Source organism: Streptomyces sp. NBC_00104 (assembly GCF_045160825.1).
Taxonomy (GTDB): Bacteria; Actinomycetota; Actinomycetes; order Streptomycetales; family Streptomycetaceae; genus Streptomyces.
Genome location: NZ_CP108215.1, coordinates 1,283,863 through 1,308,704 on the forward strand (window position 1 = coordinate 1,283,863; position 24,842 = coordinate 1,308,704).

Here is a 24,842-nt window from a genome sequence, read left to right on the forward strand (position 1 = left end):
GGAGGGGGACCGCGTGGCTTGTCGGGGCGTGCCTTCGGCGGTGACGATGGGTTCCTGCAGTGAGTGCTTTCCCGGGAGGCCGAGTTGACCGATCCATGGGTGGCTCTGGAGCCGGGAGCCGATCCCGTCGAGCGAGTGCGGGTGCTGCGCCGCGCGCATGAGGCGTTCACGCAGCAGGGCACGATGGCGCGACCGGTGCGTTCCGTCGTGGCGGACTCGTGGCGGCGTTCGGCGAGGGCTGGTGTCGGGCCGGAGGGCACCGCGTGCGTGGAACTGACGGACGGCGACCTCGGTTCCTACCGCGCGGAGCATCCGCTGGCCCGGGTGATGCCGTTGGTCCGCGAGTTGCTGGGCACGTTCGCGTCGGACGGCGAGCATCTGCTGGCCGTGTGCGACGCACAGGGCAGGCTGCTGTGGGTGGAGGGGGACGCGACGACCAGACGGAGAGCGGACCGGATGAACTTCGTACCGGGGGCGCGTTGGGCGGAGTCCGCGGTCGGGACGAACGCGCCGGGCACCGCGGTCGCCGTGGACCGGCCCGTGCAGGTGTTCGCGGCCGAGCACTTCATCAGGCGGGTGCAACCGTGGACGTGCGCGGCGGCGCCGGTGCACGATCCGCGCACCGGGCGGGTGCTCGGCGCGGTCGACATCACCGGCGGCGACGGCCTGGCGCATCCGCACAGCCTCGGCTTCGTGCAGGCGGTGGCCCGGGCAGCCGAGTCCCAGCTCGCCCTGCTCACCCCGCCCGGGGCTTCGGCCGACGCGCTCGAACTGGCCGCTCTGGGGCGCGACGAGGCCCAACTCCTCGTCGGGGGGCGGAAGATCAGGCTCAGCCCTCGGCACAGCGAGATCCTGGTGCTGCTCGCCCGACACCCGGAGGGTCTCTCCGGCGACGAGTTGCTGTGCGCACTGTACGAGGACGAGTCGGTGACGCCGGTGACACTGCGGGCCGAACTGGCGCGGCTGCGTCGCCTGCTCGGGCCGGGGCTGCTCGGGTCGCGGCCGTATCGGCTCACCCTTCCGGTCGAGTCCGACGTGGCGGTCGTGGAACGGAGGCTGGAGACGGGCGCGGTGACGGCGGCCGTGTCGGCGTACCGGGGTCCGCTGCTGCCGGGTTCGCAGGCGCCGGCCGTCGTACGGCTGCGACACAGGCTCGCCGACGGACTGCGCACCGCCCTGATAGCACGCCGCGATCCCGATCTCCTGGCGGACTGGTCGCACTGCCCCTGGGGCGAGGACGACCTGGACGTGTGGCGAGCGCTCGCGGCCGTACGACCGGCACCGGCCGTATGGTCCCGGTTGCGCGAGTTGGAGTCGGAGCTGTCGGCACCACCGGGGTGGGAGCATTTTCGGGGCCCCTGAGCGCTGTCTCCAGGACGCCGGTATCGCACGTGCTCCGGGCTTCTCTGCGAAAGCGTGGCCGCGCAACGTCGTTGCAACATTCGGGTTCCTAGCCTCCTCGCGAGAGCCGCCCAACGGCGGGTGGCGCTTCTCGGGAGGCAGGTATTCATGACCCGTTTCGCAGCGCCCGGTACGGACGGCGCGGTCGTCTCCTACGAGTCGCGTTACGACCACTTCATCGGGGGTGAGTACGTGCCGCCGGCGCGCGGGCAGTACTTCGAGAACCCGAGTCCGGTGAACGGGCTGCCGTTCACGGAGATCGCGCGGGGTACGAGCGAGGACGTGGAGCGCGCGTTGGACGCGGCGCACGCGGCCGCGCCCGGCTGGGGGCGTACGTCCGTGACCGAGCGGTCGGACATCCTGCGGAAGATCGCCGACCGGATGGAGGAGAACCTGGAGAAGCTGGCGGTCGCGGAGAGCTGGGAGAACGGCAAGCCGGTGCGCGAGACGCTGGCCGCCGACATCCCGCTCGCCATCGACCACTTCCGGTATTTCGCGGGGGCGATCCGCGCGCAGGAGGGCTCGCTGGCGGAGCTCGACGACGACACGGTGGCGTACCACTTCCACGAGCCGCTGGGTGTGGTCGCCCAGATCATCCCGTGGAACTTCCCGATCCTCATGGCCACGTGGAAGCTGGCGCCCGCGTTGGCGGCGGGCAACGCGGTCGTGCTCAAGCCGGCCGAGCAGACCCCGGCGTCCATCCATGTCTGGCTGAGCCTGGTGGCGGATCTGCTGCCACCGGGAGTGGTGAACATCGTCAACGGGTTCGGAGTGGAGGCGGGCAAGCCTCTGGCGTCGAGTCCTCGGGTGGCGAAGGTGGCCTTCACGGGCGAGACGACGACCGGGCGCCTGATCATGCAGTACGCCTCGGAGAACATCACGCCGGTGACCCTCGAACTGGGCGGGAAGTCGCCGAACATCTTCTTCGACGACGTGTGGTCGGCGAACGACGACTTCCGTGACAAGGCCCTCGAAGGCTTCACGATGTTCGCGCTCAACCAGGGCGAGGTGTGCACCTGCCCGTCGCGGGCGCTGGTGCAGCGCGGCGCCTACGCCGAGTTCATGGAGGCGGCCGTCGCCCGCACCGAGCAGATCAAGACCGGGCACCCCCTGGACACCGACACCATGATCGGCGCCCAGGCCTCCAACGACCAGTTGGAGAAGATCCTCTCCTACCTGGACATCGGCCGGCAGGAGGGCGCGAAGGTTCTCACCGGTGGTGAACGCATCGAGCATGACGGCGAGTTGAAGGGCGGCTACTACGTCCAGCCGACGATCTTCGAGGGCGACAACCGCATGCGGATCTTCCAGGAGGAGATCTTCGGACCGGTCGTCTCCGTGACCTCGTTCAACGACTTCGACGACGCCATCAAGCTTGCCAACGACACCCTGTACGGCCTCGGGGCGGGCGTCTGGACGCGGGACGCCAACACCGCCTACCGCGCGGGCCGTTCCATCCACGCGGGCCGCGTCTGGACCAACTGCTACCACGCCTACCCGGCCCACGCCGCGTTCGGCGGCTACAAAGGGTCTGGCATCGGCCGCGAGAACCACAAGATGATGCTGGACCACTATCAGCAGACGAAGAACCTTCTGGTGTCGTATTCGCCGAGGAAGCTGGGCTTCTTCTAGGCACAGATAAAGGGCGCCTGACCTGGGCAAATGCCCGTCAGGCGCCCTCCGGAGCCTACACTTAGGCAACGAGTCGAAATACGGCTCTGCTCCCGATATCTCCCACCGCTATCCCACCTCTGACCAGCTGTTCCGGGATATATCCGGGCCAGTTCCCGGCTGGCGCGACTTCAACGGCCACCGGCCCCCGGTTCCTCCCAATGCCTCATCGACTCCTCGATCCGAGAGCTCTGTGAACTCTTGGGGCATCGGCAGAATCGAAGCAAACGAAGCGAACGAAGCCTCCTGGCTCACCAGTAGCCAAGGACAGCGAACCAAGCGGCTCCGGCGCCCATCCAGATGACGATGTTGGCCGCGGCGGCGATCAACCCGGTGCGCCACCATTCGGCGAGGGTGACGTAGCCGCCGCCGAAGAGCACCGGTGCCGGTCCGGAGGCGTAGTGGGTCAGGCCGCCGTACAGCGAGCTGACGAATCCCAGGACCAGGGCCGCCATCAGGGGCGGTGCGCCGGTGGCGATCGCGGCGCCCAGGAAGGCCGCGTACATCGCCGCCACATGGGCGGTGTTGGAGGCGAACAGGTAGTGCGAGAAGAGGTAGACGAGGGTGAGGATCACGAACGCCTGTTGCCAGCCGAGGCCTTCGGTCGTGTGAGTGATCGAGTCGCTGAACCAGCCGATCACGCCGAGCTCCTGAAGCTGTCCGGCCATCATCACCAGCACGGCGAACCACACCAGCGTCGCCCAGGCGCCCTTCTCCGCGACCAGGTCGCTCCAGGTCAGCACTCCGGTGACCAGGAGTACCGCAACTCCGGTGAAGGCACTGGTGGTCGCCGACAGGTCGTACACCTGGCCGCCGACGGACCACAGCAGGAGCAGCAGCACGAAGGTCCCGCCCATGATCCACTCGTGGCGTGACATGGAGCCGAGGTCGGCCAGTTCGGCGCGGGCCTGCCGCGGCGCCTCGGGGGTGTCCCGCAACTCCGGCGGATAGACCCGGTACAGCAACGCTGGGAGGACGAGGAGGGCTATGAGCCCCGGGACGGACGCGGCGACCGCCCAGCGGGTCCAACTGAGGTCGACGCCCTCCTCCGCGGCGAACTTCTGGACCAGCGGGTTGGCGGCCATCGCGGTGAGGAACATCGCGCTGGTGACGGTGTTGACCTGCATCGCGGTCACACTGAGGTAGGCGCCCAGCTTGCATCTGCTCTCATCGCCGGGCTCCGAGCCGGCGTTCACGCTCAGCGAGCGGATGATCGGCTGGATGACGCCGCCGGAGCGGGCGGTGTTGCTGGGGGTGGCCGGGGCCAGCACCAGGTCGGTGAGGGTGACGCCGTAGGCCAGGCCGAGGCTGCTCCTGCCCAGCGTCCGGACGAACAGCAGGGCGATGCGCCGTCCCAGGCCGGTCTTGGTGAAGCCGATGGAGATGAAGAACGCGGCCACGATGAGCCAGATGGTCGGCTCGGAGAACCCGCCCAGGGCGACATCGGGTTCCAGCGTCCCGGTGATCATGGTCGCTGTCAGCCCGACGAGCGCGACCGCCGCCAGCGGCAGCGGTTGCAGGATCAGGCCCAGGACCGTCGCGGCGAAGATCGCCAGGACCGCCCAGCCGGCCGGCCTGACCTCGTCCGGCCTCGGCAGCAGGAAGAAGATGACGACTCCGGCCACGACGGGGAGGACCCACTTCATGGCCGTCCACAGCTGATCGCCGTGGGTCTTCCGCCGCACCGGCTCCGGCCCGGAGCCGGTGCCCGGTGCTGTGTCCACGTACTGCCTCATGCCCCACATCCCTGTTCCGCAGAGTTCCGCAGAGCCATGAGGCTCTGTTCCCTTGTGCGATGGCGCGGTGGCGCCTGCAAGTCCATGGTCATGTCGGGGCGTTCGGCACGGCAGCGGACGGTGGGCCCTGATCCCGGGACCAACGGCACCCACACGCGGTGCCGTTCGGCCCGAGGGGCGCCGTGGGTCTTCAGTCCGCCTTCAGTCCGCCAGGAGACCCTGGGCGCGGAACTGCTCGCAGACCCGGCTCACCAGAGCGGGGTCCGGCGCGGCGATGTCGCGTAGCGGGAACGGAATCCCCAGGGCGTCGTACTTCGCCGCGCCGAGTTTGTGGAAGGGCAGGACGTCGACGCGTGCCACGGTGCCGAGCCCGGCGAGGAAATGGGCCAGGCCGTCCACGGCACTCTCGTCGTCGGTCCAGCCGGGCACCAGGACATACCGGATGCGCACGGGTATGCCAAGCCGGTCGAGGCGGGTGGCGAAGTTCAGGGTGGGGGAAAGTTCGCCGCCGGTCAGCTTCCGGTAGGTGTTGACGTCGAAGGACTTGCTGTCCAGCAGCACCAGGTCGGTGTCGGTGAGGAGTTCGTCGGTGGCGCGGGCGCCGAGGAAGCCGGAGGTGTCGAGGGCGGTGTGCAGTCCGGCCGCCTTGCAGCGGCGCAGGACCGCGCCGGTGAAGGCGGGCTGGAGCAGGGGTTCGCCCCCCGTGATCGTCACTCCCCCGGCCGCCGCGGTGATGAAGACACGGTACTTCTCGATCTCCGCCATCACCTCGTCGACCGAGGTCTCCCGGCCGTCGCGCATGTGCCAGGTGTCCGGGTTGGCGCAGTACAGGCAGCGCAGCGGGCAGCCGGAGACGAAGAGCACGAACCGGGTCCCGGGACCGTCCACTCCCGTGGACAGGTCCCAGGAGTGGATCCGGCCCGTCGTCCGGTCGGTCACGGTGCTCACCGTGCACCGTGGAAGGTCCGGCTGATCACGTCGAGTTGCTGCTCACGGGTCAGCCGCACGAAGTTCACGGCGTACATGGAGACCCGGATGGTCAACTCGGGGTACTTCTCCGGGTGTTCCATCGCGTCCTCCAGCGTCGCCCGGTCCAGGACGTTGACGTTCATGTGGAACCCGCCGGCGGCCATGTAGGCGTCAAGGATGCCGACCAGGTTGCCCGCGCGTTCGCCGGGCACGTGGCCCAGCCCCTCCGGGGTGATCGTCATGGTGAGCGAGATACCGTCGCGGGCCTGCTCGTACGGCAGCTTGGCCACCGAGAGCGCGGAGGCGGCCACACCGTGCCGGTCCCGCCCGTTCATCGGGTTGGCGCCGGGTGCGAAGGGCTGCCCGGTGCGGCGGCCGTCGGGGGTGTTGCCGGTGTGCTTGCCGTAGACGACGTTCGAGGTGATGGTCAGCACCGACTGCGTGTGTTCGGCGTCGCGGTACGTGGGGTGCTCGCGCACCTTCGCCATGAAGGACGTCACGAGATCGGTCGCGAGGGCGTCGGCGCGGTCGTCGTTGTTGCCGTACGCGGGGTAGTCGCCCTCGATCTCGTAGTCCACGGCCAGCCCGGTCGCGTCCCGGATCACCTTGACGCGCGCGTACTTGACGGCGGACAGACTGTCGGCGGCGACCGAGAGTCCGGCGATGCCACAGGCCATGAAGCGGTGTACGGGGTGGTCGTGCAGGGCCATCTCGATGCGCTCGTAGGCGTACTTGTCGTGCATGTAGTGGATGACGTTGAGCGTGTTGACGTACGTGGCCGCCAGCCAGTCGAGCATGTGGTCGTACGCCGCGGACAGCTGCTCGTAGTCCAAGTACTCGCGGGTCAGTGCGGGCGCCTCGGGGGCGATCTGCTCGCCGGTGATCTCGTCGCGCCCGCCGTTGATCGCGTACAGCAGCGCCTTGGCGACGTTGACACGGGCGCCGAAGAACTGCATCTGCTTGCCCACCGCCATCGCGGACACGCAGCAGGCGATCGCGGTGTCGTCACCGGTGCGCGGCCGCATCAGGTCGTCGGACTCGTACTGCACGGCGCTGGTGTCGATCGAGACCCGGGCGCAGAACTCCTTGAAGCCGGAGGGGAGTCGGGACGACCACAGGACGGTCAGGTTGGGCTCGGGGGCGGGCCCCAGGTTGTACAGGGTCTGCAGGAAGCGGAAGGAGGTCCGGGTGACCAGCGTCCGCCCGTCGGCGCCGATACCGCCGATGGACTCCGTCACCCAGGTCGGATCGCCGGAGAACAGCGCGTCGTACTCGGGGGTGCGCAGGAACCGCACGATCCGCAGCTTGATCACGAAGTCGTCGATCAGCTCCTGGGCGCGGGTCTCGTCGATGGCCCCCTCGTCCAGGTCCCGCTGAAGGTAGACGTCGAGGAAGGTCGAGGTACGGCCCAGCGACATCGCGGCGCCGTTCTGCTCCTTCACCGCCGCGAGGAAGCCGAGGTAGAGCCACTGGACGGCCTCGTGCGCGGTGACTGCGGGGCGGGAGACGTCGCAGCCGTACGATGCTGCCATCCGCGTCAGCTCGCCCAACGCCCGGATCTGCTCCGCGAGTTCCTCCCGGTCGCGGATGACGTCCGGGCCGGAGGGCCGCGCGTCCAGCAGGGCGCGCTCGGCCAGCTTGGCCTCGACGAGGCGGTCGGTGCCGTAGAGCGCCACCCGCCGGTAGTCGCCGATGATCCGGCCACGGCCGTACGCGTCCGGCAGCCCGGTGATGATCCCCGCCTTGCGGGCCGCGCGCATCTCAGGGGTGTAGGCGTCGAAGACACCGTCGTTGTGGGTCTTGCGGTAGGTACCGAAGACGCGTGCGACGAACGGGTCCGGCTGGTAGCCGTACGCCTTCAGCCCGTTCTCCACCATCCGCAGGCCGCCGTTCGGTATGATCGCCCGCCTGAGCGGAGCATCGGTCTGCAGGCCCACGATCAGCTCACGGTCGCGGTCGATGTAGCCCGGCCGGTGCGAGGTGATGGTGGACGGGGTGCCCGGGTCGACATCGAGGATGCCCTTTCGGCGCTCCTCCGGGAACAGGGCGCTGACCTTGTGCCAGACCGCGAGGGTGCGGTCGGTCGGGCGGGCCAGGAAGCCCGCGTCGCCCTCGTAGGGCGTGTAGTTCGCCTGGATGAAGTCGCGCACGTCGATCCGGTCACGCCAGCGCTCGCCCGTGAAGCCGCGCCACGCGGACTCGGGTGCCTCCGCGCCTGTCGGTACCACCGTGGTCATCACTGCCTCCGCATATGTTCACGACACCGTCCACGGGATCCCGCTGACGTCTCCGCTGTCGATGCTCGTCCGCTTCGGCGGCGTCCGACAGGGCCCTCGGGTGCCCGGTACGATGCCGTCCGGCCCTCGGTGGAGGACGCTTCCAGGGCCGATGTGCCCGAGTGACCGGGCCCGGTCGGGCCCCTCGTCTCCCAGCGCGACGACACAACCTGCCGGTGCCCGGCGCCCTGCCGGTGCCCGGGGCCCGGCGGGGCGCACGCCGTGTGTCCGGGGCGCCGGCCGGCGCTCAGGACGCGATATTCACCCCGCGGATCGTGTGCCCGCCGACGAGTTCACGGCCGGTGACGAGCTCGGGCTCGATGCGTATGAAGACGTCCTCTTCCTCGGAGGAGGTGCCCCAGCACCGCGGACCGGTCCGGGACAGCCGCGTGTGCTCGGCGGGGTCGGTCACCACCGTGGCCCGGCCGGTCACGACGACACTCCAGCCGGACGGCGGGGCCGCGATGACCTCGTCCGCTTCGAACGCAACCACCGCGCCGTCGATCGCGCGGCAGAGCTCCGAATCCGCCGCGGTGCGCAGCACCACGGCGGAGTTCGCGTCGAGGGAGAAGTGCACGGGCAGGACCGCGGGCAGGGCGTGACGGGTGTGGACGACGCGGCCGACGGAGGCTCTGGCCAGGAGACACAGGCACCACTGCCGGTCGAGTTCGCGGAAGCCGTCGTGGGGATTCATCACAGGGTCCAACCTGAGGCGGAACATCGGTGTACGTCCCATGCTGCGCGGCGACGGTGGCGGGGACGAGGGTCCATCGGTCCAGGACGGCCGGAGAGCGGCCCCGGCGCCCTCGTCCGGTCGGCTCACCGCACCGGCTCGGACCTGCGGGAACCGCTCCGGGCCGGCTATCGGCGCCGTGCGGTCTCCAGGGCCTTCGCCAGTACATGGGGATCGTGGTGGCCCTTGTAGACCTCGGGTGGCCGGCGGTCGAGGCCGAGGAGGTCCGCGACGGCGGTCCACGCGGTGCGTACGGAGTACTCGACGGTGAAGACAACGTCGTCGGGGACCTCGGCGAACTGTCCGATGAACGCGAGGTTCACCGACCCCTTGGGCACGACCCGCGGCCGGTCGCCGTGGCGGCGGACCAGGAACTGGCTGGTGATGTACGGCATCAGGCAGGGGACGACCGTGGAGGTGGCGCGTACGCGTTCCTTCGCGTCCTCGTCGAACGGCAGGTGGTGCAGCACCTCTTCGAGGATCTCCGCGCCCGAGCACTCGGTCATGGGCTTGTCGACGTGGTTGCCCGGCTTGTCGGGGAAGAGGGCGTAGCCCCACCAGACGGTGACGCCTTCCGGCTGGTCCCGGTAGACAGGTTGGTGGTTGGCGACAATCGTGAGCAGCCAGTTGGAGGCGGTGAACGTCATCAGCCCGCCCTTTCCGGTCGCACGGCCGCTGAACCGTTCCAGCGCGTCGAGGAAGGCGGGGTCCTCGGCGGTGACCGTGAACGACTCCCACTGGGATTCCCCGACGCTCTTGTCGAAGACGCCCGGGTCGCCGAAGTCGTCGCGTCCGCGGGACACCCGGTGCCAGAGAAGCCACGCGTCCGAGCACCGCGGCGGGCGCGGGGGCGGGGTGGTGTGTGAGCCACGCGTGGAGGCGTCGGTCATGGAACCGTTGGTGACCAGGACCAGGTCGGTGGGGGCCACCTCGATGTGCTCGTCGTGTCCCTCGGCGTGCTCGTCGTGGTCCTCGCGGGCCAGGAGGATGCGCTCGACCGTCGTGCCGTGACCCGCCGCGAGCACCAGGTCCCGCACCCGGCAGCCGGTGTGGACGGTGACGCCCCGCTCCCGCAGCCACTTCCCGAGCGGACGGACGACGGAGTCGTACTGGTTGTAGCGGGTCCGCTGGATGCCCGACATCGAGGCGAAGGCCGGGAAGAGGTGGATGAAGCGCTTGAGGTAGCGGCGGAACTCGATCGCGCTGTGCCACGGCTGGAAGGCGAAGGTGGTGCTCCACATGTACCAGAAGTTCGTGGTGAAGAAGCGCTCGCCGAAGCAGTCGGTGATCCTCTTCCCGTCCAGCTTCTTCTCGGGCGTCACCAGGCACCTGGCCAGGTCCAGCCGGTCGTGTTCGGAGAACCCCATCGACCGTACGTCGGTGATCGTCCCGTCCGCGCCGACGAGACGGGCGGCGTCGTCCCAGCCGAAGTCCTCGTACGCGGCGAGGATGTCCTCGGTCACCGACACGAACGGGTCGTCGAGGGAGGGGATCCGGGACAGCAGGTCGTACGTGCAGCGGAACTCGGCCTCGAACATCCGCCCGCCACGCATGGTGTAACCCGTCTCCGGTGTCCCGCCCGCGTCCAGGCTGCCGCCCGTCAGCCGGTGCTCCTCGAAGAGGTGGATGTCGCTCCCGTCGAACCCGCCCTCACGGATCAGGTACACCGCCGCGGCCATCGCCGCGATACCGCTGCCCACCAGATACGCCTTCGCCATCACACATCTCCTCGCTGCTCTCGCCCCGTGATCGGGAACCCCGGACTCCAGGGTTTCCCGTGCCCCTGACCGACGTCAGTGGGCCGCCTGGCACCAGCGCCCGGACCGACCGGCCCCGGCCGGCTCGGGTCCCGGTGACAGGAGTCCGGGTGGGGACGGCTCGGAGCCGAGACGCCGTCGGCGGCCCCGGCCCGGGTCACGCGCCGACCTTGTACTCAAGACGGCCCCCGCCCTGGACCTGGTCATGGCTCAGGAGCCCCTGGCCCGAGAGCGGTTCGTCTCTGGATCGTCGCGTGGGACCGAACTCGCCCACCGTCGCTCGGCGTTGTCCGGCAGGCCCGGACCTGTACGGCGAAGTCGACCGCACAGGTTCGCCGATGGAACGAGCGGAGTGCATGTCGGGGCGGCGCCGTGTGTCCAGTGGTTCTGCCACCCGGACGGAGGTCCGGCAACGGGCCGGGCTCCGTCGTCGACACCCTGCTGTGGTACACCGGCGCCGTGACCGTCATAGCACCCTGCGGCTACCGCACGGCCATCAGCGGGACGGGGCCGTGGTTCGTCCGAAGCTCCGGCCTCGGGCCGGAGCCAAGGCCGGCCCGGACTCCCTTCCTTCGGGTCAGGAACCCGGGCCGGCCGACGCGCCCTTCCGCCCCACGCGGACGGCTCAGCCTGTCTCCGCTCCCCCCGTCAGCTCGGTCCCGATGCGCGCCGCCCACTCCTCGATCGCGGTGAAGTCCCGGAAGTCCCCGCCCTTGCCGTTGCAGAGGATCATCCCGGCGACCCATCCCTTGGCGCCCTCCTCCAGGCAGCCTCCGAAGGTGACATGGTCCTCGGCCCCGAGGCGGGCCATGGCCTTCTTCACCCCGGGTACGGGCGGGATGTCCCGCTCCGACGCCGAGGCGTCGAGCGGGCCGCTGCTGAAGAGCCACAACGGCCGCTCGGCCAGCTCACGGTGGTGACGGCGGAGGAAGCGGCGGGCGTGCTTGTGCCAACGCCCGGCGTAGAGCCCGCCGCCGACGACCACCGCGTCGTACGACGTCACGCTCGCGACGGACCGGGCGGGCCGTGCCTCGACGGTCAGCCCGTCCTTGCGCAGAACGTCGGCGATGGCTTCGGCGATCCGCGCGGTGGATCCGTTCGTCGTTCCGTAGGTGACCAACACGCTGCCGGGCATGGCGGTCCACCTCCTTTCACAGCTTGCGGAGCCAGTCGTCGGCGATGCCGTGCACTGCCGGCTCGCCGGGCTGGAGGCGCGAGTCGTCGACGTGGTAGCCGAGCTTGTCGACGACGGCGACCACGCCGTCGATCTGACGGGTCATGGAGACGGCGATCTCCGCCTCGCTCCTGCGCTCCGTGTGGCCGTCGAGCGTGACCACGCCCTCGGCGACGGAGACGTCGACGGTCCGGGGTGCCAGCCACAGCGCACGCTCCAGCACCTCGCGGACGACCACGTCGCGGATCTCCCGGTCGGGTCGCAGGAAGACCTGGAGCAGATCGCGCCGGGTGACGATGCCGACGAGCCGGTTCTCCTCGTCCAGGACGGGCAGCCGTTCCACCCGGTGCCGCGCCATGCTCCGGGCGGCCTCGACGATGGTGTCGTCGGCGAGTGCGGTCACCGGCGGTTCGGTCATCAGCTGTCCCGCGGTGCGAGCCTTCGCCTTCGTGGCCCGGCTCCTGGCGCCGCGCGTCAGGTCGGTCAGCCGGAAGCGGCGCTTCGGCCGGTAGGGGTCGGGGGTCTCGGCCTGCCGGACCATCAGGTCGGTCTCCGAGAGGACGCCGATGACGTTGTCGTCCTCGTCGACCACCGGCAGCCCGCTGATCCGGTGGTCGGCCAGCAGCCGTGCCACTTCCTTGAACGGGGTGCCGTACTCGGCCCGGACCACATCGGTGGTCATCACCGAGCTCACCTTGTCGTGCCTCATGTCCGTAATCCCTCCTCAGCGGAGCCGGCGCAGATAGGGATCCTGAGGCCGGCGGGGCAGTAGCCGTACGCGCGCATCGAGCACAAAGACCCCGCCCGGTGTCGCGAGAACGGGGTTGAAGTCGGCCTCGGCCAGCTGCGGCAGGTCGCTCGCCATGCGGGACAGCCGCAGGAGCAGCTGCTCCAGGCCTTCGAGGTCGATGGGGCCGCTGCCACGCGCGCCGAACAGGAGCGGGGCGCAGCGCGGCGCGGTGATCAGGTCGTGCACGTCCTGGTCGGTGAGCGGGGCGAGTCGGGCGGCGTGGTCGGCCAGTATCTCGGTCGCCGTTCCGCCGAGCCCGAAGAGGACCAGCGGGCCGAAGACCTCGTCCTGGACGACGCCCGCGAACAGCTCTGTGCCGCGTGCGGCGAGGGGCTGTACGAGCACTCCGGTGAGCAGTCCTTCGAACCGGGCCTCGAAGTCCCGGAAGGCGGCGCGTACTTGCGTGTCGCCGCGCAGGTCGAGGTGGACGGCGTGCTGCTCGCTCTTGTGCACCAGCCCCGGCCAGTGGGCCTTCATGACCACCCGGCCGTCGGCGCCGCGCAGTCGCTCGGCGGCGGCCGAAGCCTCGTCCTCGGTCTCGGCCCAGGCCCAGGGAAGCTGGGGGACGCCGTAGCAGCCGAGGAGTTCGGCGCAGGTGCGCGGGTCGAGCCAGCCGCCGTCCGGGTGTGCCGCCAGGAAGGCCTCGGCGACCGCGTGGGCGCGTGCGGTCTCGACTCCTTCGAGGTCCGGGAACGTGCCGACCGGGCGGCTCAGCCACTCCGCACGGCGGGCGGCATGGGCCAGGGCCCGCGCCGCCGCCTGGGGTTCGGCGTACGAGGGGATCGCGCCGCCTCCGTCGGCGGGCAGCAGCTTGACCGGCAGGTCCTGCTCCAGGCGTACGACCACGGCGGTCCGGGTGCGGATTCCGGGACCATGGGTGAGGGCCCGGACGAGGTCGTCGCCCGTCGCGGCGGCGACCGCGGTGGGGACGAGCGCCAGCACGACGGCGTCGATGCCGGGACACCGCATGATCCGGTCCACGCACGCTCCGAGCTGCTCCTCCGTGACCGCGGCGCTGGCATCGACGGGATTGCCCACCGCGGCGCCCTCGGGCAGTACCGCGAGCAGGTCGTCGACCGTCTCGGCAGTGAACGGTGGGATGGCCAGCCCCGCCTCCGTGCAGGCGTCGGCGGCGAGCACACCCGCGCCGCCGGCGTTGGTGACGATCGCGACCCGGCTGCCCGCCGGGAGCGGCTGGGAGTGCAGCAGGGCGGCGGCTTCCATGAGTTCGGCGACCGAGCGGGTGGCGGTGATGCCGGCCTGGGTGAACAGGGCCTGCCGGGTCATCGTCCGGGTGGCGGCGGCCGCGGTGTGCGAGGCAGCGGCACGGCGGCCCGCGTCGGTGCGCCCGGCGTCCACGGTGAGGACGGGCATACGACGGGTCACGCGCCGCGCCGTGCGGGAGAAGGCCCGGGGGTTGCCGAAGGACTCCAGGTGCAGCAGAGCGAGGTCGGTGCGGCCGTCGCTCTCCCACCACTGGAGCATGTCGTTGCCGCTGACGTCGTACTTGTCGCCGAGGGAGGCGAAGGAGGAGACGCCGACGCCCAGGCGGGACAGGCCGTCGAGCAGGGCGATGCCCACCCCGCCGGACTGCACGGCGACTCCGGCCGTGCCGGGGCGCGGGTGATCGACGGCGAAGGTCGCGTCGAGGGAGACTGCGGGGTCGGTGTTGGAGACGCCGAGGCAGTTGGGACCGACGAGCCGCAGGCCGTACTCGCGGCACGCCGCCACCAGCGCCTCCGCCTGCGCGCTGTCGAGGCCCGCGGAGACGACGAGCAGGGCCCGCACGCCGGCCTTCCCGCACTCCTCGGCCGTGGCCGGGATCGCTGCGGACGGCACCGCGACGACCACCAGGTCGGGGGTCTTCGGCAGGGCACTGACCGACGGGTAGGACGGGACGCCGAGGATCGAGCCGGCACGGGGGTTCACCGCGAAGAGCCGCCCGGTGTAACCGCCCGTGTGCAGGTGGTGCAGGACGGCCCGGCCCACCGACCCGGGTTTGCGCCCCGCGCCGACGACGGCGACGGTGCCCGGCCGCAGCAGGGTTTTCATGCTGGCGATGTTGGCGGCCCCGCCGCGTGCCTCGACAGCGGAGAGATAAGTGTCGGTCTCGTCGAGTTCGACGGTGCAGCGCACCTCCGGACCGTCGAAGCGGCGGGAGGTGCGCAGGCCGAGGTCGGCGAAGAGCTGGAGGACCTCGTGGTTCTCGCTGAGCGCGTCCGCCGTGAACGAGGTGATGCCCTCCGCCCGGGCTGCCGAGACCAGGTGCTCGACGAGGAGGGTGCCGACGCCGCGATGGTGCAGTCCGTCGGCGACCGCGATGGAGATCTCGGCCGATGTCGCGTCCTCACCCGTCTCGTACTCGGCCAGGCCGATGACCTGTCCCTGTGTCTCGGCCAGCAGGGCTCGGTACCCGGGGTGTGGCGGCGCGCAGGCCCGCTCGGCCGCCATCTGTGCGGAGCGCCGGCTCGCCGCGAAGAACCGCAGCCTCAGGTTCTCCGGGGACATCTCCTCGTACAGTCCCTGCAGCTGATCGTGGTCGGCCCGCGCCACCCCCCGGATGCACACGGTGGTGCCGTCCATGAGCAGGGCGTGGACCATGGGGAGGCTGGACGGGTCGGTCATGGCGGTCCTCCAAGGCTTTCGACACGTTGAGCATCCGGCGGATCGGGGGCCGATCCCATGGGCTGTCCGGGCGTGACCCAGGGCCGGTCGGCCCTAAGTCCGCCCGGGAGGGTTGTCGAAGGATGCTCGTGCTCCGAGGCCCGCGGGGCGGGTAGTCCGCGACGGCGCGGCATACGGCAGCACGCTTCCCCAGCGCCTTTCTCACAGGTCCGGGCCTTCCCCGTGGCCCCGCTGTCACGGTCCGGGCCGGCGATCCGCACACCGCACCACGTCCCGTGCCCGGTCGCCGTCGTCCCGGGCTGCTGACGTGCGGCCCGGTCGGCGCCCGCGGCAGTTCGGGCCGTTCGTCCCCTTACCCTCGGTCACGCGCAAGGCTGAGATGGAGACAGGCACGGTCCGAAGCTACTGGGCACGCGACTGGGGAACGTCATGAAACGCGTCATCACCGTCCCGGGAAAGCAGCTGCGTCGGCTGTTCGCCGCGGTGTCCCTGCCCCCGAAGATCGAACCAGCCCTCCTCGTCGTCACGGCCGCCGCGCTGGCGGCCGGGGTCGTCGCCTGGTTCCTCGGCGCTCCCGAGGTCGCCGACCTGTGCTGGGGCCTCGGCACGGTCGTGGCCGTCGTGCCCGCGGTGGGCTGGGTGCTGGCGGCGCTGCGGAGCGGTCACGCGGGTGTGGACCTGATCGCGGTGCTGGCGCTCGGCGGCACCCTGGCGGTCGGTGAGTACCTGGCCGGTGCCCTGATCTCGCTGATGCTCGCCACCGGCCGCACCCTGGAGGCCGCGGCCCAGCGGCGGGCCTCCCACGACCTGCGCGCGCTGCTGGAGCACGCGCCCCGCACCGCCCGGCGCCGCACCGGATCCGAGGTGCGCACGGTGCCGCTCGCCGAGGTGGCCGTCGGTGACCTGCTCGTCGTCGGTCCGGGCGAGGTCGTCCCCGTCGACGGACGCGTGGCCGGCGCCACGGCCGTCCTCGACGAATCGGTGCTCACCGGAGAATCCCTGACCGTGGAGCGTGCTCCGGGCCGGTCGGTGCGCAGCGGCGTCGTCAACGCGGGCAGTGCGTTCGAACTGCGTGCCTCGGCCACCGAGCAGGACAGCACGTACGCCGAGATCGTGCGGCTCGCCCGGCAGGCCGGAGCTCAGTCCGCTCCCGTCGTCCGCCTGGCCGACCGGTACGCGGCCTGGTTCCTGCCGCTGTCGGTGGCGGCGGCCGGGCTGGCCTGGCTGGTCAGCGGTGACGCGGTGCGGGCGGTGGCGGTGCTGGTGGTCGCCACGCCGTGCCCGCTGCTGCTCGCGGCCCCCGTGGCGATCGTCTCCGGGTTGTCGCGGGCCTCCCGCCTCGGCGTGGTGATCCGTGACGGCGGGGCGCTGGAGAGCCTGGGCCGGGCCCGGACCCTGATGCTCGACAAGACCGGCACCCTCACCACCGGTCACCCGCGCGCCCTCGACGTGACCGCCGCCCCGGGGTGGAAGCCGGCCGACGTGCTGCGGCTGGCCGCCTCGCTCGACCAGTACTCCCCGCACGTCCTGGCACGGGCCATCGTGGACGCAGCCCGCGAGCGCGGGCTGGAGCTGTCCGTGCCCGTGGATGTGTCCGAGGAGCCCGGCCGGGGCGCCACCGGCACCGTCGAGGGGCACCGGACGACCGTCGGCCGCCTCGACACCCACGCCGAACAGGCGGCCTGGGCACGCTCGGTCGACAATCGCGCGCTCCTGGACGGGGCGGCCGTCGCCTGGCTCACCGTCGACGACCGCCCGGTGGGCGCGGTCCTCCTGCGTGACCCGCTGCGCCACGACGCGCCCCGCACCCTGCGCCGCCTGCGCGCGGCGGGCATCGACCGGCTCGTGATGCTCACCGGTGACCGCCCCGAGCCCGCCCGTGAGATCGCCGCCGTCCTCGGTCTCGACGGCGTACGCGCCGAACTCGATCCGGCCGGCAAGGTGGCGCAAGTGCGCGCCGAAGCCGACCGCGCGGTGACCGTGATGGTGGGTGACGGCGTCAACGACGCCCCGGCTCTGGCCGCCGCGGACATCGGCGTGGCCATGGGCGCCCACGGCTCCACCGCCTCCTCCGAGGCCGCCGACGTCGTCCTGACCACCGACCGCGTGGACCGCCTGGCCGACGCCGTCGGCATCGCCGTCCGCGCGCGGCGCATCGCCGTGCAGAGCGCGCTCGGCGGCATGGTGATGTCGCTCGCGGCCATGGTCGCGGCGGCTTTCGGCCTGCTCCCGCCCGCTGTGGGCGCCCTGCTCCAGGAGGGCATCGACGTCGTGGTCATCCTCAACGCGCTGCGCGCCCTGCGCGTCGACCACGCCGCGCAGCCCGCCCTTCAGCCCGCCACGGAAGCCCTCATCCACCGCTTCGCCGCCGAGCACGACGATCTGCAGGACGTCCTCGAAGCCGTTCGGGCCGCCGCCGACCGCCTCTCGGACACCCCCGGTCCCCAGGCCCTGGCGGCGGTGGGTGAGGTGCACCGGCTGCTCACCGAACAGCTGCTGCCACACGAGTACGCCGAGGAGCACCAGCTCTACCCGGCGCTCGCCCCCGCCCTGGGCGGTCCCGAGTCGACCGCCACCATGAGCCGCGCCCACGCCGAGATCGAACGGCTCGCCCGGCGCATCGCCACCCACCTCGCACTGGCCGACACCGGCGAGGGGCCGGCCCCGGAGCAGCTCGACGACCTACGCGCCAGCCTCTACGGACTCCACACCGTGCTGCGCCTCCACTTCACCCAGGAGGAGGAGAACTACTTCTCCCTCGCCCCGTGAGCGTGCTCCGCGGGACGAGGAGAGGGCGGCGCAGTGGGTCCAACGGCCCCATGAAGGGCCCGTGCGGTCCCTGTCCCCGCCGGGGCACGGGGAAGACGCTCGACTCGACGGCCGGGCCCGCCCGGTGCCTCGACGTCCAAAGGCAGGGAGCACGCCCATGACCGACCGTGAGCGGGCCACCGTCATGGCCTCGCCCCCCGGCCACCGCGACCACCCCGCAGGGGACAGCGGCCCGGCAGTCCTCGACTGCGCACATCTCGTCCGGCGGTTCGGCGACCGCACCGCCGTTGACGACGTGAGCCTGAGCATCGCTCCCGGCGAGACGTACGGCCTGCTCGGGCCGAACGGCGCCGGAAAGACCACGACGATCAGGATGGTCTGCGGGCTGCTGCGGCCGCACGCCGGAACGGTGCGGGTGGCCGGGCAGCCGGTGAGCACGGGCGCGGGACCCGCCAAGCGACTCATCGGCTTCGTACCGCAGGACGTTGCCCTCTATCCCGATCTCAGCGTCCGTGAGAACCTCCGCTTCTTCGGTCGGCTCTACCGGCTCCCGCGCCGGCAACGGGAGCGCCGCGTGGACGAGGTCCTGGACCTCATCGACCTGTCGGCCCGGGCCGGCGACCGCGTCGACTCACTGTCCGGCGGCATGCGCAGGCGCCTCAACATCGGGGCCGGGCTGGTGCACGCGCCGACACTGCTGGTGCTGGACGAGCCGACCGTGGGGGTCGACCCGCAGAGCCGCCACGCGATCCTGGAGAGTGTCCACCGCTTCGGCGAGGAGGGCATGGCGGTCCTGTACACCACGCACTACATGGAGGAGGCCGAGCGTCTCTGCGACCGGGTCGGCATCATCGACCGGGGCCGCCTCGTCGCCGAAGGGCGCCCCCGTGAGCTGGTGGCGCTGGTGGCCGAGCGCGACCGGGTACGGCTCACGGCCATCGGCGACCCGGCGGCGTACGCGGAGGCCTGCCGTCGGCTCGCACGGGTCGAGGGCGTGGCGTGTACCGGCGAGCGCGGCGATGTGGTCGAGGTGGTCGTCAGGGACGCCCGCAGTCTGCTGCCGCACCTGCTCGACCTCGCCCACGAGCAGGGCGTCGACATCAGGAGCGTCGAGATCGACGAGCCCGACCTCGAAGCGGTCTTCCTGCACCTGACCGGCACCGCGCTGAGGGAGTGAGCTGTCGTGCGTGTCGTTCTCGCCATAGCGGCCAAGGATCTGCGGCAGCGCCTGCGCGACCGGTCGGCCTGGGTGATCGTGTTCCTGGCCCCGGTGCTGATCTCCGGGCTGATGGCCATGGCGTTCGGCGGCGGCTCCGAGTTCCGTGCCGACATCGGGGTGGTGGACCTGGACCGCGGCGCGGCCGCCACCGGCCTGACCCGGGTGTTGAGGAGCCCGGAGCTCAAGGACACCGTGCGTCTGCGGTCGTACGACGACGAGGCGGGTGCCCGACGGGCCGTCGACGCGGGTCGCGTCCACGCCGCGATCGTCGTGCCCGAGGGCTTCACCGCGGCGCTGCGTGGCAGCGGTTCGTCGCCGGTCACGGTCCTGGACAGCGTCGACTTCGGGCTTCAGGCGCAGCTGGCGCGTGCCGTCACCGAGTCGTACGTCGCCCAGGTCAACGCCGATCGTCTGTCGGTCGCCACCGCCGTGGCCGCGGGCGCCCCGCAGGAGGACGTACCCGAACTCGCCGGCGAGGCGGCCCTGTTGCACCTGCCGGAGGAGGTACGGCCGGAGGGACTCGCCGACGACCCGCTGAAGGTCATCAGCTACTTCGGGCCGAGCATGGGCATGTTCTTCGTGCTGTTCACCGTCGGTTTCGGGGCACGCGGATACTTCGTCGAGCAGCAGCAGGGCACCCTCGACCGGATCGCGGCGGCCCCCGTCGGCAGGGGTGCCCTGCTGCTGGGCAAGTCGCTGTCCACGTTCGTCTACAGCCTGGCCGGGCTCGCCACCGTCACGGTCGTCTCGTGGCTGGCGTTCGGCGCCCGCTGGGCGGATCCGGTCGGGGTGGCCGCGCTGAGTGCGGGCATGGCGGTGGCCGTGGTGTCCCTCACCGCGCTGGTGATCTCACTCGCCCGGACCGAGAGGCAGGCCGAAGGGCTCGCGTCGATCGTGGTGTTCGCGCTCGCCCTGCTCGGCGGCAACTTCGTCTTCGCCTCCGGCACTGCGCTCATGCGGCGGTTGACGCTGTTCACCCCCAACGGCTGGGCCCTGCGCGGTTTCACCGACCTGGGCACCGGCGTGAGCGGCTGGGCGGCGGTCGGTATGCCGCTGCTCGGCATCGCCGCGTTCTCGGCGGGCGTCGCGATGGTGACCGTACTGCTCCTGCGGCTGAGGAGGACGACATGACCGCTCTCGCCGTGACCCGGGCCACGATGACGCGCACGCTCCGCGACCGGACGGCGCTGTTCTTCATGGTGCTGCTGCCGGTCGCGATCATCGTCGTCATCGGGGTCACCGTGAGCGGCTTCGACCAGTTCCGGGTCGGCCTCGTGCAGGCCGCTCAGGCAGGCCCTGTGGCCAGGGAGTTGGTGTCCGGTCTGGAGGACGCGCCCGGTCTGCGTACGCAGGCCTACGCGACCGCGTCGGACGCGAGCGCCGCTCTGCGCCGTGCCGAGCTGGACGCGGTCGTCCTGGTGCCGTCCGGTCTCGACGAGGCGGTGCGGGCCGGACGTTCCGTCACGGTGCGGGTGCTGGTGGAGCCGTCCGGGAGCGCCGGGCACGCGGCGGTCTCCTCGGTGTCGGCGGTCGTGGCCGACCACGCGGCGCGGTTGCAGGCCGCGCGCTTCGCCGCAGGTGAGACGGACGGAGGCTTCGACGAGACTCTGGCGCTGACCCGCCGCGTCGAGCGGGCGGCGTCCCCCGTCGCGGTACGCGCCGAGACCGTCGACGGCCGGAGCGACTACCTGCCGCTGGGCTACAGCTACAGCACCCCCACCATGCTGGTGCTGTTCGTCTTCATCAACGCCCTGGCGGGCGGCGCGGCCATCGTGCAGACCCGCAGGACGGGGGTGTACGCCCGCGCGCTCGCGGCACCCGTCTCCGCCCGCACCCTGGTGTTCGGCGAGACGGTCGCGTATGTGCTGCTGGCCCTGCTGCAGTCCCTGCTGATCGTGGGCATCGGCGCACTCGCCTTCGGCGTGGCCTGGGGCGACCCGCTCGCCGCCGGGGTCCTGATCACCGTATGGGCGCTGGTCGGGACGGGAAGCGGGCTGCTGGCCGGCGCGCTGTTCCGCACCCCGGAACAGGTGCATGCCGTCGGCCCGGCGCTCGGCACCGGGCTCGGCATGCTCGGCGGCTGCATGTGGCCCCTGGCCCTGGTGCCCGACTGGCTCAGCACGGCAGGGCACGCGGTGCCGCACGCCTGGGCCGTCGACGCCTGGACCACGCTGCTGTCCAAGGACGGCGATCTGCCCGCGATCCTCCGGCACCTCGTCGTCCTCACGGCGTTCGCGACGGTGCTCCTCGCCCTCGCCTCCTTCGCCCTGCGGCGCCGGCTGACGACGGGTCGCGGCTGACACCCGACACGCAGGAGGAGGCACGAACATGCCCGAGACCGCGCCACAGACCGCCCCCCCTGTCGCCGGGTGCGCAAGCGCACCGGATCGAGGTCTCTCATGTGGACGGCGACGCGTACGCCGTCGAGATCCGCGGTCACCGGTTGCCGGTCGACCGGCCCGAGGAGGCCGGTGGCCAGGACACCGCACCGACGCCCACCGAGCTGTTCGCGGCGTCCCTGGCCACCTGCGTCGCCTTCCACTGCGGCCGCTAGCCGCGGCCGCTACCTGCGGCGCCACGGCCTGGAGCGGGCCGGACTCCGGGTCCGTGCGGAGTTCACCATGGCCGCCGACCGCCCCGCCCTCGTCGCCCGCGTCGCGTCCGTCCACGTCACGGTCGCTCCGCCGCCCGGACCGACGGAGCGGCGCCGCGCGGCTCTGCTCTCCGTCGCCTCGCACCGCACCGTCCGCAACACGCTCCACCGGCCACCGGAGGTCGCCGCCGAGCCGGCCGTGACCTCGTCGCCGACTTCGGCGCGTCCGCGGCTTCGTTCTCCGTAGCGGCTTCTCGTCGTGGTCAGCGGGAAACGCCCACGGACCGGGTGGCGCCCGCCGTGAGGACCTCCAACGCCGGGCGCCGTGGAACCGGACAGGTGGACAGCGCGGAGCCGAGGCGCAGGATCATCTGCGGGAACTCTCCCGCGGTGAGGGTCTCACGTACGCGTGTCCGCAGGCGTGGGAGTTCGAGGGGCTGGGTGTGGAAGGCCGCCATGACGTGGCGGGTGGCGGCGTGCAGCAGGATCCGTTCGAGGGCCTGTCCGGCCCGGAGCCAGTCCGGCGGGTCGTCGCGCTCCGTGCTGAGCACGACGATCAGCCCGGTCCGCGCGGACCAGCGCCGCGCAGGGGAGGGGAGCGTTCTGGGCACTGCCTGCGAAGTCCCGTCCTGGCAGGAGGGTGCGGTCCGGGTGGGCGACGGACGCGTAGGCGGGCACTCCGTCGTACCCGGGCCGACGGGCCGGCCCGGCCCACCGGGCTTGTTCGGCGAGGTGTCCGGGATCGGTTCGATGCACGCCCTCGACGGCCCGGACGAGTTCGGCGAGGTGAAGTCGATCGTGGGCGATGTCCATGACGTGCAGCGTGGCTCCTTCGGCGGAGGCGTCCTCACGCAACGCGTCGATCAGCGGCACCGGAACAGGATCGGTGCGGAACGGTCCACGGACGGTGTGCCGTCGGCTCAGGGCACCGTACATGCGCTCTTCGTCGAGTGTGGACGGCCCGTACGCCCCCCAGCCCACACGAGCGAGGAACGCCGGGCTCCCCGGGTGCGGAAAGGGCTGGACGACAGGGTGGAAACCGAGGTGCCGCATCGCGAGGCGGATGTTGAACAGGGAGGCACCACAGCTGATGACCATCTCCCTGCCGCACGGATCGGTGCGGAGGAGGCGTCGGGTGACGTCCGCGTGCACCTCGATGCCGCGGTCCCTGCCCTCCTCGACGGACAGCCACGGCTGTGTGTTGTGCACGGAGGGCGCGGTCACGGCGGCGCGGACGAGGTAGTCGGCCGCGTGGCTCGGGCGCGCGGGGACATCAGCCATGCGGGGTGCCGCCCTTTCTGAGCTCTGGACCGGCGCCGAGGACAGGCGCAGGCTGAGAGGAAGGGATGTCGCCGTGAGGTCCGCGACGCCCCTCCGGGGCCTGTCGGCCCTACGCCCGGCGCGCAGGAGTGATCACGATGGAAACCAGGCAAGCCAAGGAGTGGACCGTGCGGATCCACATCACCGAAGAGGGTGACGAGACCCGCGCTCGCGCCGTGCTGACCACCGAGGCCACGTCGACGGTCACCGGCAGGGGCGTGGCCCGGCGCAACCCGGTCGACCGCCCCATCCCGGAGATCGGCGACGAACTCGCGGCCAGCCGCGCCCTGGATGATCTCGCCATCCGGCTGCACGACGTCGCCTCCGACGACATCGTGCAGCTCACCGGCCCGGTGCGAACCTGACGGGCGGGTCCGCGGCCTCTCATCCATGCGGTACGACAGCCACGGGGCAGCCGACGTGATGGATGGCCGCGTGGGTCACGGGACCCGTGCGGGGGCCCACCGGACGCTCGGTCAGACGGTGGCCGACGACCAGCAGACCCGCCCCGGAGGCGGCGCGGAGCAGCGCGGTCGACGCCTTGTCCTTCGGCACGCATTCCACGACCTCTACGTCGGGGTACTTGTCCCGCCACACCTGGAGCAGTGCGGACAGGAACCCCTGCCACTCCTCTCCACGCTGCGGTTCGTCCACCAGGGCGATGTCCCCCGGTCCCAGGCTGATGGCGGACGGCGACTGCCAGGCGTACACCACTCGCAGCCGGGCCCGGCGCAGCCGAGCCGCCTCGAAGGCGAACTCGATCACCTCGTCGCAGGGATCACCGAGGTCCAGGCCGAGCACCACGTCCCGGTAGCCGGTGTGGAGGGAAGCACTGCCGTCGTCCGCCGACAGGTGTTCGTCTCCGGCCTCCTCCCCGGCCCGTACGAGAACGACGGGACGTTTCGCCTTCGCCACGACGCCCAGCGCGACCGAGCCGACCAGGAATCCGGTGAAGCCGCTGAGCCCACGCGAGCCCAGCACCAGCAGCTCGGCCCGGTCCGCCGCGGCGAGGAGAGCCGGTGTCGCGGGCCCCTCCGTCTGCTCGTCGTACACGAGTACGCCGGGGCATGTGGCTCGGACGCGCTCCTCCGCCTGACGCAAGCAGCGCCGGGCCAGGTGTCGTTGGACGGCGTTGACCGATTCGCCCTCTCCCTGACGCGGATGCCAGTTCCACACGTGCACCAGCCGCAGGGGGCACTCGCGCCGTAAGGCTTCGCGCGCCGCCCAGTCGGCCGCGGCCAGACTCTCGGCGGATCCGTCGACTCCGGCGATCACAGGCAGAAGCATGACTCGCACCTCCCACACTAGGTCTGCTCCTCCTGACCAGCGTCGCCCTTCGACAACCCGGCGGGGAGGGGCTACCAGGCCCTCCCCCGGACCATCCGGCCCAGTGTCCGCCGCCCACGAGGACGCACCGACCTGGACCACGGTGCAACAGACCGCGGGCAGGGTCGAGTTGTCGGTTCATTTGGGAAGCACCAGCCGACATGTCTCCCCCGGCCGGACGCGGACCGCGCGATCGGGCAGCCGTACGTCGATCGGGTCGCGGTCGGACGACGGCGGTCGCCTCACCGGACGGGCGGCAGAAGGGACGGTTCGGCCCTCGACGGGACGTTCGGCCCATGCCGTTCCTCTCGTGGGAGGGCGTGGACGGTCACGCGTCCCGAGTGAGGGAGCGGGGACGCGGGCCGACGCCGCAGACGGACGCGATGACGGGAGAGGCGGGAGAGCCCCTGCCCGGTCCTGCGCACAGGCGTCGAGGGCCTTTCGGCCCGGCTGCCTGCCCACTCAGCCCCATGTGCCGGAGAG

19 protein-coding genes are annotated in these 24,842 nt (G+C 71.6%); 9 read left to right on the forward strand and 10 right to left on the reverse strand.

Annotation, left to right across the window (positions count from 1 at the left end; translation table 11 throughout):
• The first annotated feature begins 84 nt into the window (after positions 1–84).
• A complete protein-coding gene (locus OG272_RS05500) occupies positions 85–1,362 on the forward strand; it encodes a GAF domain-containing protein (RefSeq protein WP_328507798.1) in 1,278 nt (425 codons plus the stop codon).
• A 147-nt stretch (positions 1,363–1,509) separates the two neighbouring features.
• Positions 1,510–3,033, forward strand: coding sequence for an aldehyde dehydrogenase family protein (locus tag OG272_RS05505; protein ID WP_405892710.1), 1,524 nt, complete (start codon positions 1,510–1,512; stop codon positions 3,031–3,033).
• A gap of 290 nt (positions 3,034–3,323) precedes the next feature.
• Here OG272_RS05505 and OG272_RS05510 read toward each other — a convergent pair whose 3' ends face one another.
• From OG272_RS05510 to OG272_RS05545, 8 genes are all read right to left on the reverse strand, one after another.
• Positions 3,324–4,808, reverse strand: coding sequence for an anion permease (locus tag OG272_RS05510; RefSeq protein WP_327730986.1), 1,485 nt, complete (start codon positions 4,806–4,808; stop codon positions 3,324–3,326).
• A gap of 201 nt (positions 4,809–5,009) precedes the next feature.
• Complete coding sequence (pflA, locus tag OG272_RS05515; RefSeq protein WP_327730985.1) at positions 5,010–5,756, reverse strand: pyruvate formate-lyase-activating protein; 747 nt, start codon at positions 5,754–5,756, stop codon at positions 5,010–5,012.
• On the reverse strand, positions 5,753–8,014 hold the full coding sequence (gene pflB, locus OG272_RS05520; protein ID WP_405892713.1) for a formate C-acetyltransferase: 2,262 nt from the start codon (positions 8,012–8,014) through the stop codon (positions 5,753–5,755). The genes pflA and pflB overlap by 4 nt, the downstream gene beginning before the upstream one ends.
• A 286-nt stretch (positions 8,015–8,300) precedes the next feature.
• Positions 8,301–8,747: a pyridoxamine 5'-phosphate oxidase family protein gene (locus OG272_RS05525; RefSeq protein ID WP_327730983.1), complete on the reverse strand. Its 447-nt coding sequence runs from the start codon at positions 8,745–8,747 to the stop codon at positions 8,301–8,303.
• Positions 8,748–8,914: 167 nt separating this feature from the next.
• Entirely contained in the window at positions 8,915–10,504 is a 1,590-nt protein-coding gene (locus tag OG272_RS05530; protein ID WP_327730982.1) for an oleate hydratase, read from the reverse strand.
• A gap of 664 nt (positions 10,505–11,168) precedes the next feature.
• Entirely contained in the window at positions 11,169–11,678 is a 510-nt protein-coding gene (locus OG272_RS05535) for a flavodoxin domain-containing protein (protein ID WP_327730981.1), read from the reverse strand.
• A 16-nt stretch (positions 11,679–11,694) separates the two neighbouring features.
• The gene (locus tag OG272_RS05540) at positions 11,695–12,426 is read right to left on the reverse strand and encodes a CBS domain-containing protein (RefSeq protein ID WP_327730980.1); all 732 of its coding nucleotides are present in this window, start codon (positions 12,424–12,426) and stop codon (positions 11,695–11,697) included.
• 15 nt (positions 12,427–12,441) lie between these two features.
• Complete coding sequence (locus OG272_RS05545; protein ID WP_405892716.1) at positions 12,442–15,132, reverse strand: GNAT family N-acetyltransferase; 2,691 nt, start codon at positions 15,130–15,132, stop codon at positions 12,442–12,444.
• 429 nt (positions 15,133–15,561) lie between these two features.
• On the opposite strand from OG272_RS05545, the gene OG272_RS05550 reads away from it, so the two are divergent.
• The 6 genes from OG272_RS05550 (at position 15,562) to OG272_RS05575 (ending at position 21,960) form a co-directional block, all read left to right on the forward strand.
• On the forward strand, positions 15,562–17,901 hold the full coding sequence (locus tag OG272_RS05550) for a heavy metal translocating P-type ATPase (protein WP_328222488.1): 2,340 nt from the start codon (positions 15,562–15,564) through the stop codon (positions 17,899–17,901).
• 157 nt (positions 17,902–18,058) lie between these two features.
• Positions 18,059–19,078: an ABC transporter ATP-binding protein gene (locus tag OG272_RS05555; RefSeq protein WP_328222489.1), complete on the forward strand. Its 1,020-nt coding sequence runs from the start codon at positions 18,059–18,061 to the stop codon at positions 19,076–19,078.
• Positions 19,079–19,084: 6 nt separating this feature from the next.
• Positions 19,085–20,251 (forward strand): ABC transporter permease, encoded by a 1,167-nt coding sequence (locus tag OG272_RS05560; RefSeq protein WP_405892718.1) that lies wholly within the window; start codon positions 19,085–19,087, stop codon positions 20,249–20,251.
• Complete coding sequence (locus OG272_RS05565; RefSeq protein WP_327730975.1) at positions 20,248–21,420, forward strand: ABC transporter permease; 1,173 nt, start codon at positions 20,248–20,250, stop codon at positions 21,418–21,420. The genes OG272_RS05560 and OG272_RS05565 overlap by 4 nt, the downstream gene beginning before the upstream one ends.
• A 101-nt stretch (positions 21,421–21,521) precedes the next feature.
• Positions 21,522–21,674 (forward strand): hypothetical protein, encoded by a 153-nt coding sequence (locus OG272_RS05570; protein WP_327730974.1) that lies wholly within the window; start codon positions 21,522–21,524, stop codon positions 21,672–21,674.
• A 67-nt stretch (positions 21,675–21,741) separates the two neighbouring features.
• Positions 21,742–21,960, forward strand: coding sequence for a hypothetical protein (locus tag OG272_RS05575; protein ID WP_405892720.1), 219 nt, complete (start codon positions 21,742–21,744; stop codon positions 21,958–21,960).
• 16 nt (positions 21,961–21,976) lie between these two features.
• Here OG272_RS05575 and OG272_RS05580 read toward each other — a convergent pair whose 3' ends face one another.
• Positions 21,977–22,324, reverse strand: coding sequence for a hypothetical protein (locus tag OG272_RS05580; RefSeq protein ID WP_327730972.1), 348 nt, complete (start codon positions 22,322–22,324; stop codon positions 21,977–21,979).
• 807 nt (positions 22,325–23,131) lie between these two features.
• Here OG272_RS05580 and OG272_RS05585 point away from each other — a divergent pair.
• Positions 23,132–23,398, forward strand: a complete 267-nt coding sequence (locus OG272_RS05585; RefSeq protein ID WP_327730971.1) for a DUF1876 domain-containing protein — start codon at positions 23,132–23,134, stop codon at positions 23,396–23,398.
• A 19-nt stretch (positions 23,399–23,417) separates the two neighbouring features.
• On the opposite strand, the gene OG272_RS05590 is transcribed toward OG272_RS05585, so the two are convergent.
• Complete coding sequence (locus OG272_RS05590; RefSeq protein ID WP_327730970.1) at positions 23,418–24,320, reverse strand: universal stress protein; 903 nt, start codon at positions 24,318–24,320, stop codon at positions 23,418–23,420.
• Between the last annotated feature and the right edge of the window lie 522 nt (positions 24,321–24,842).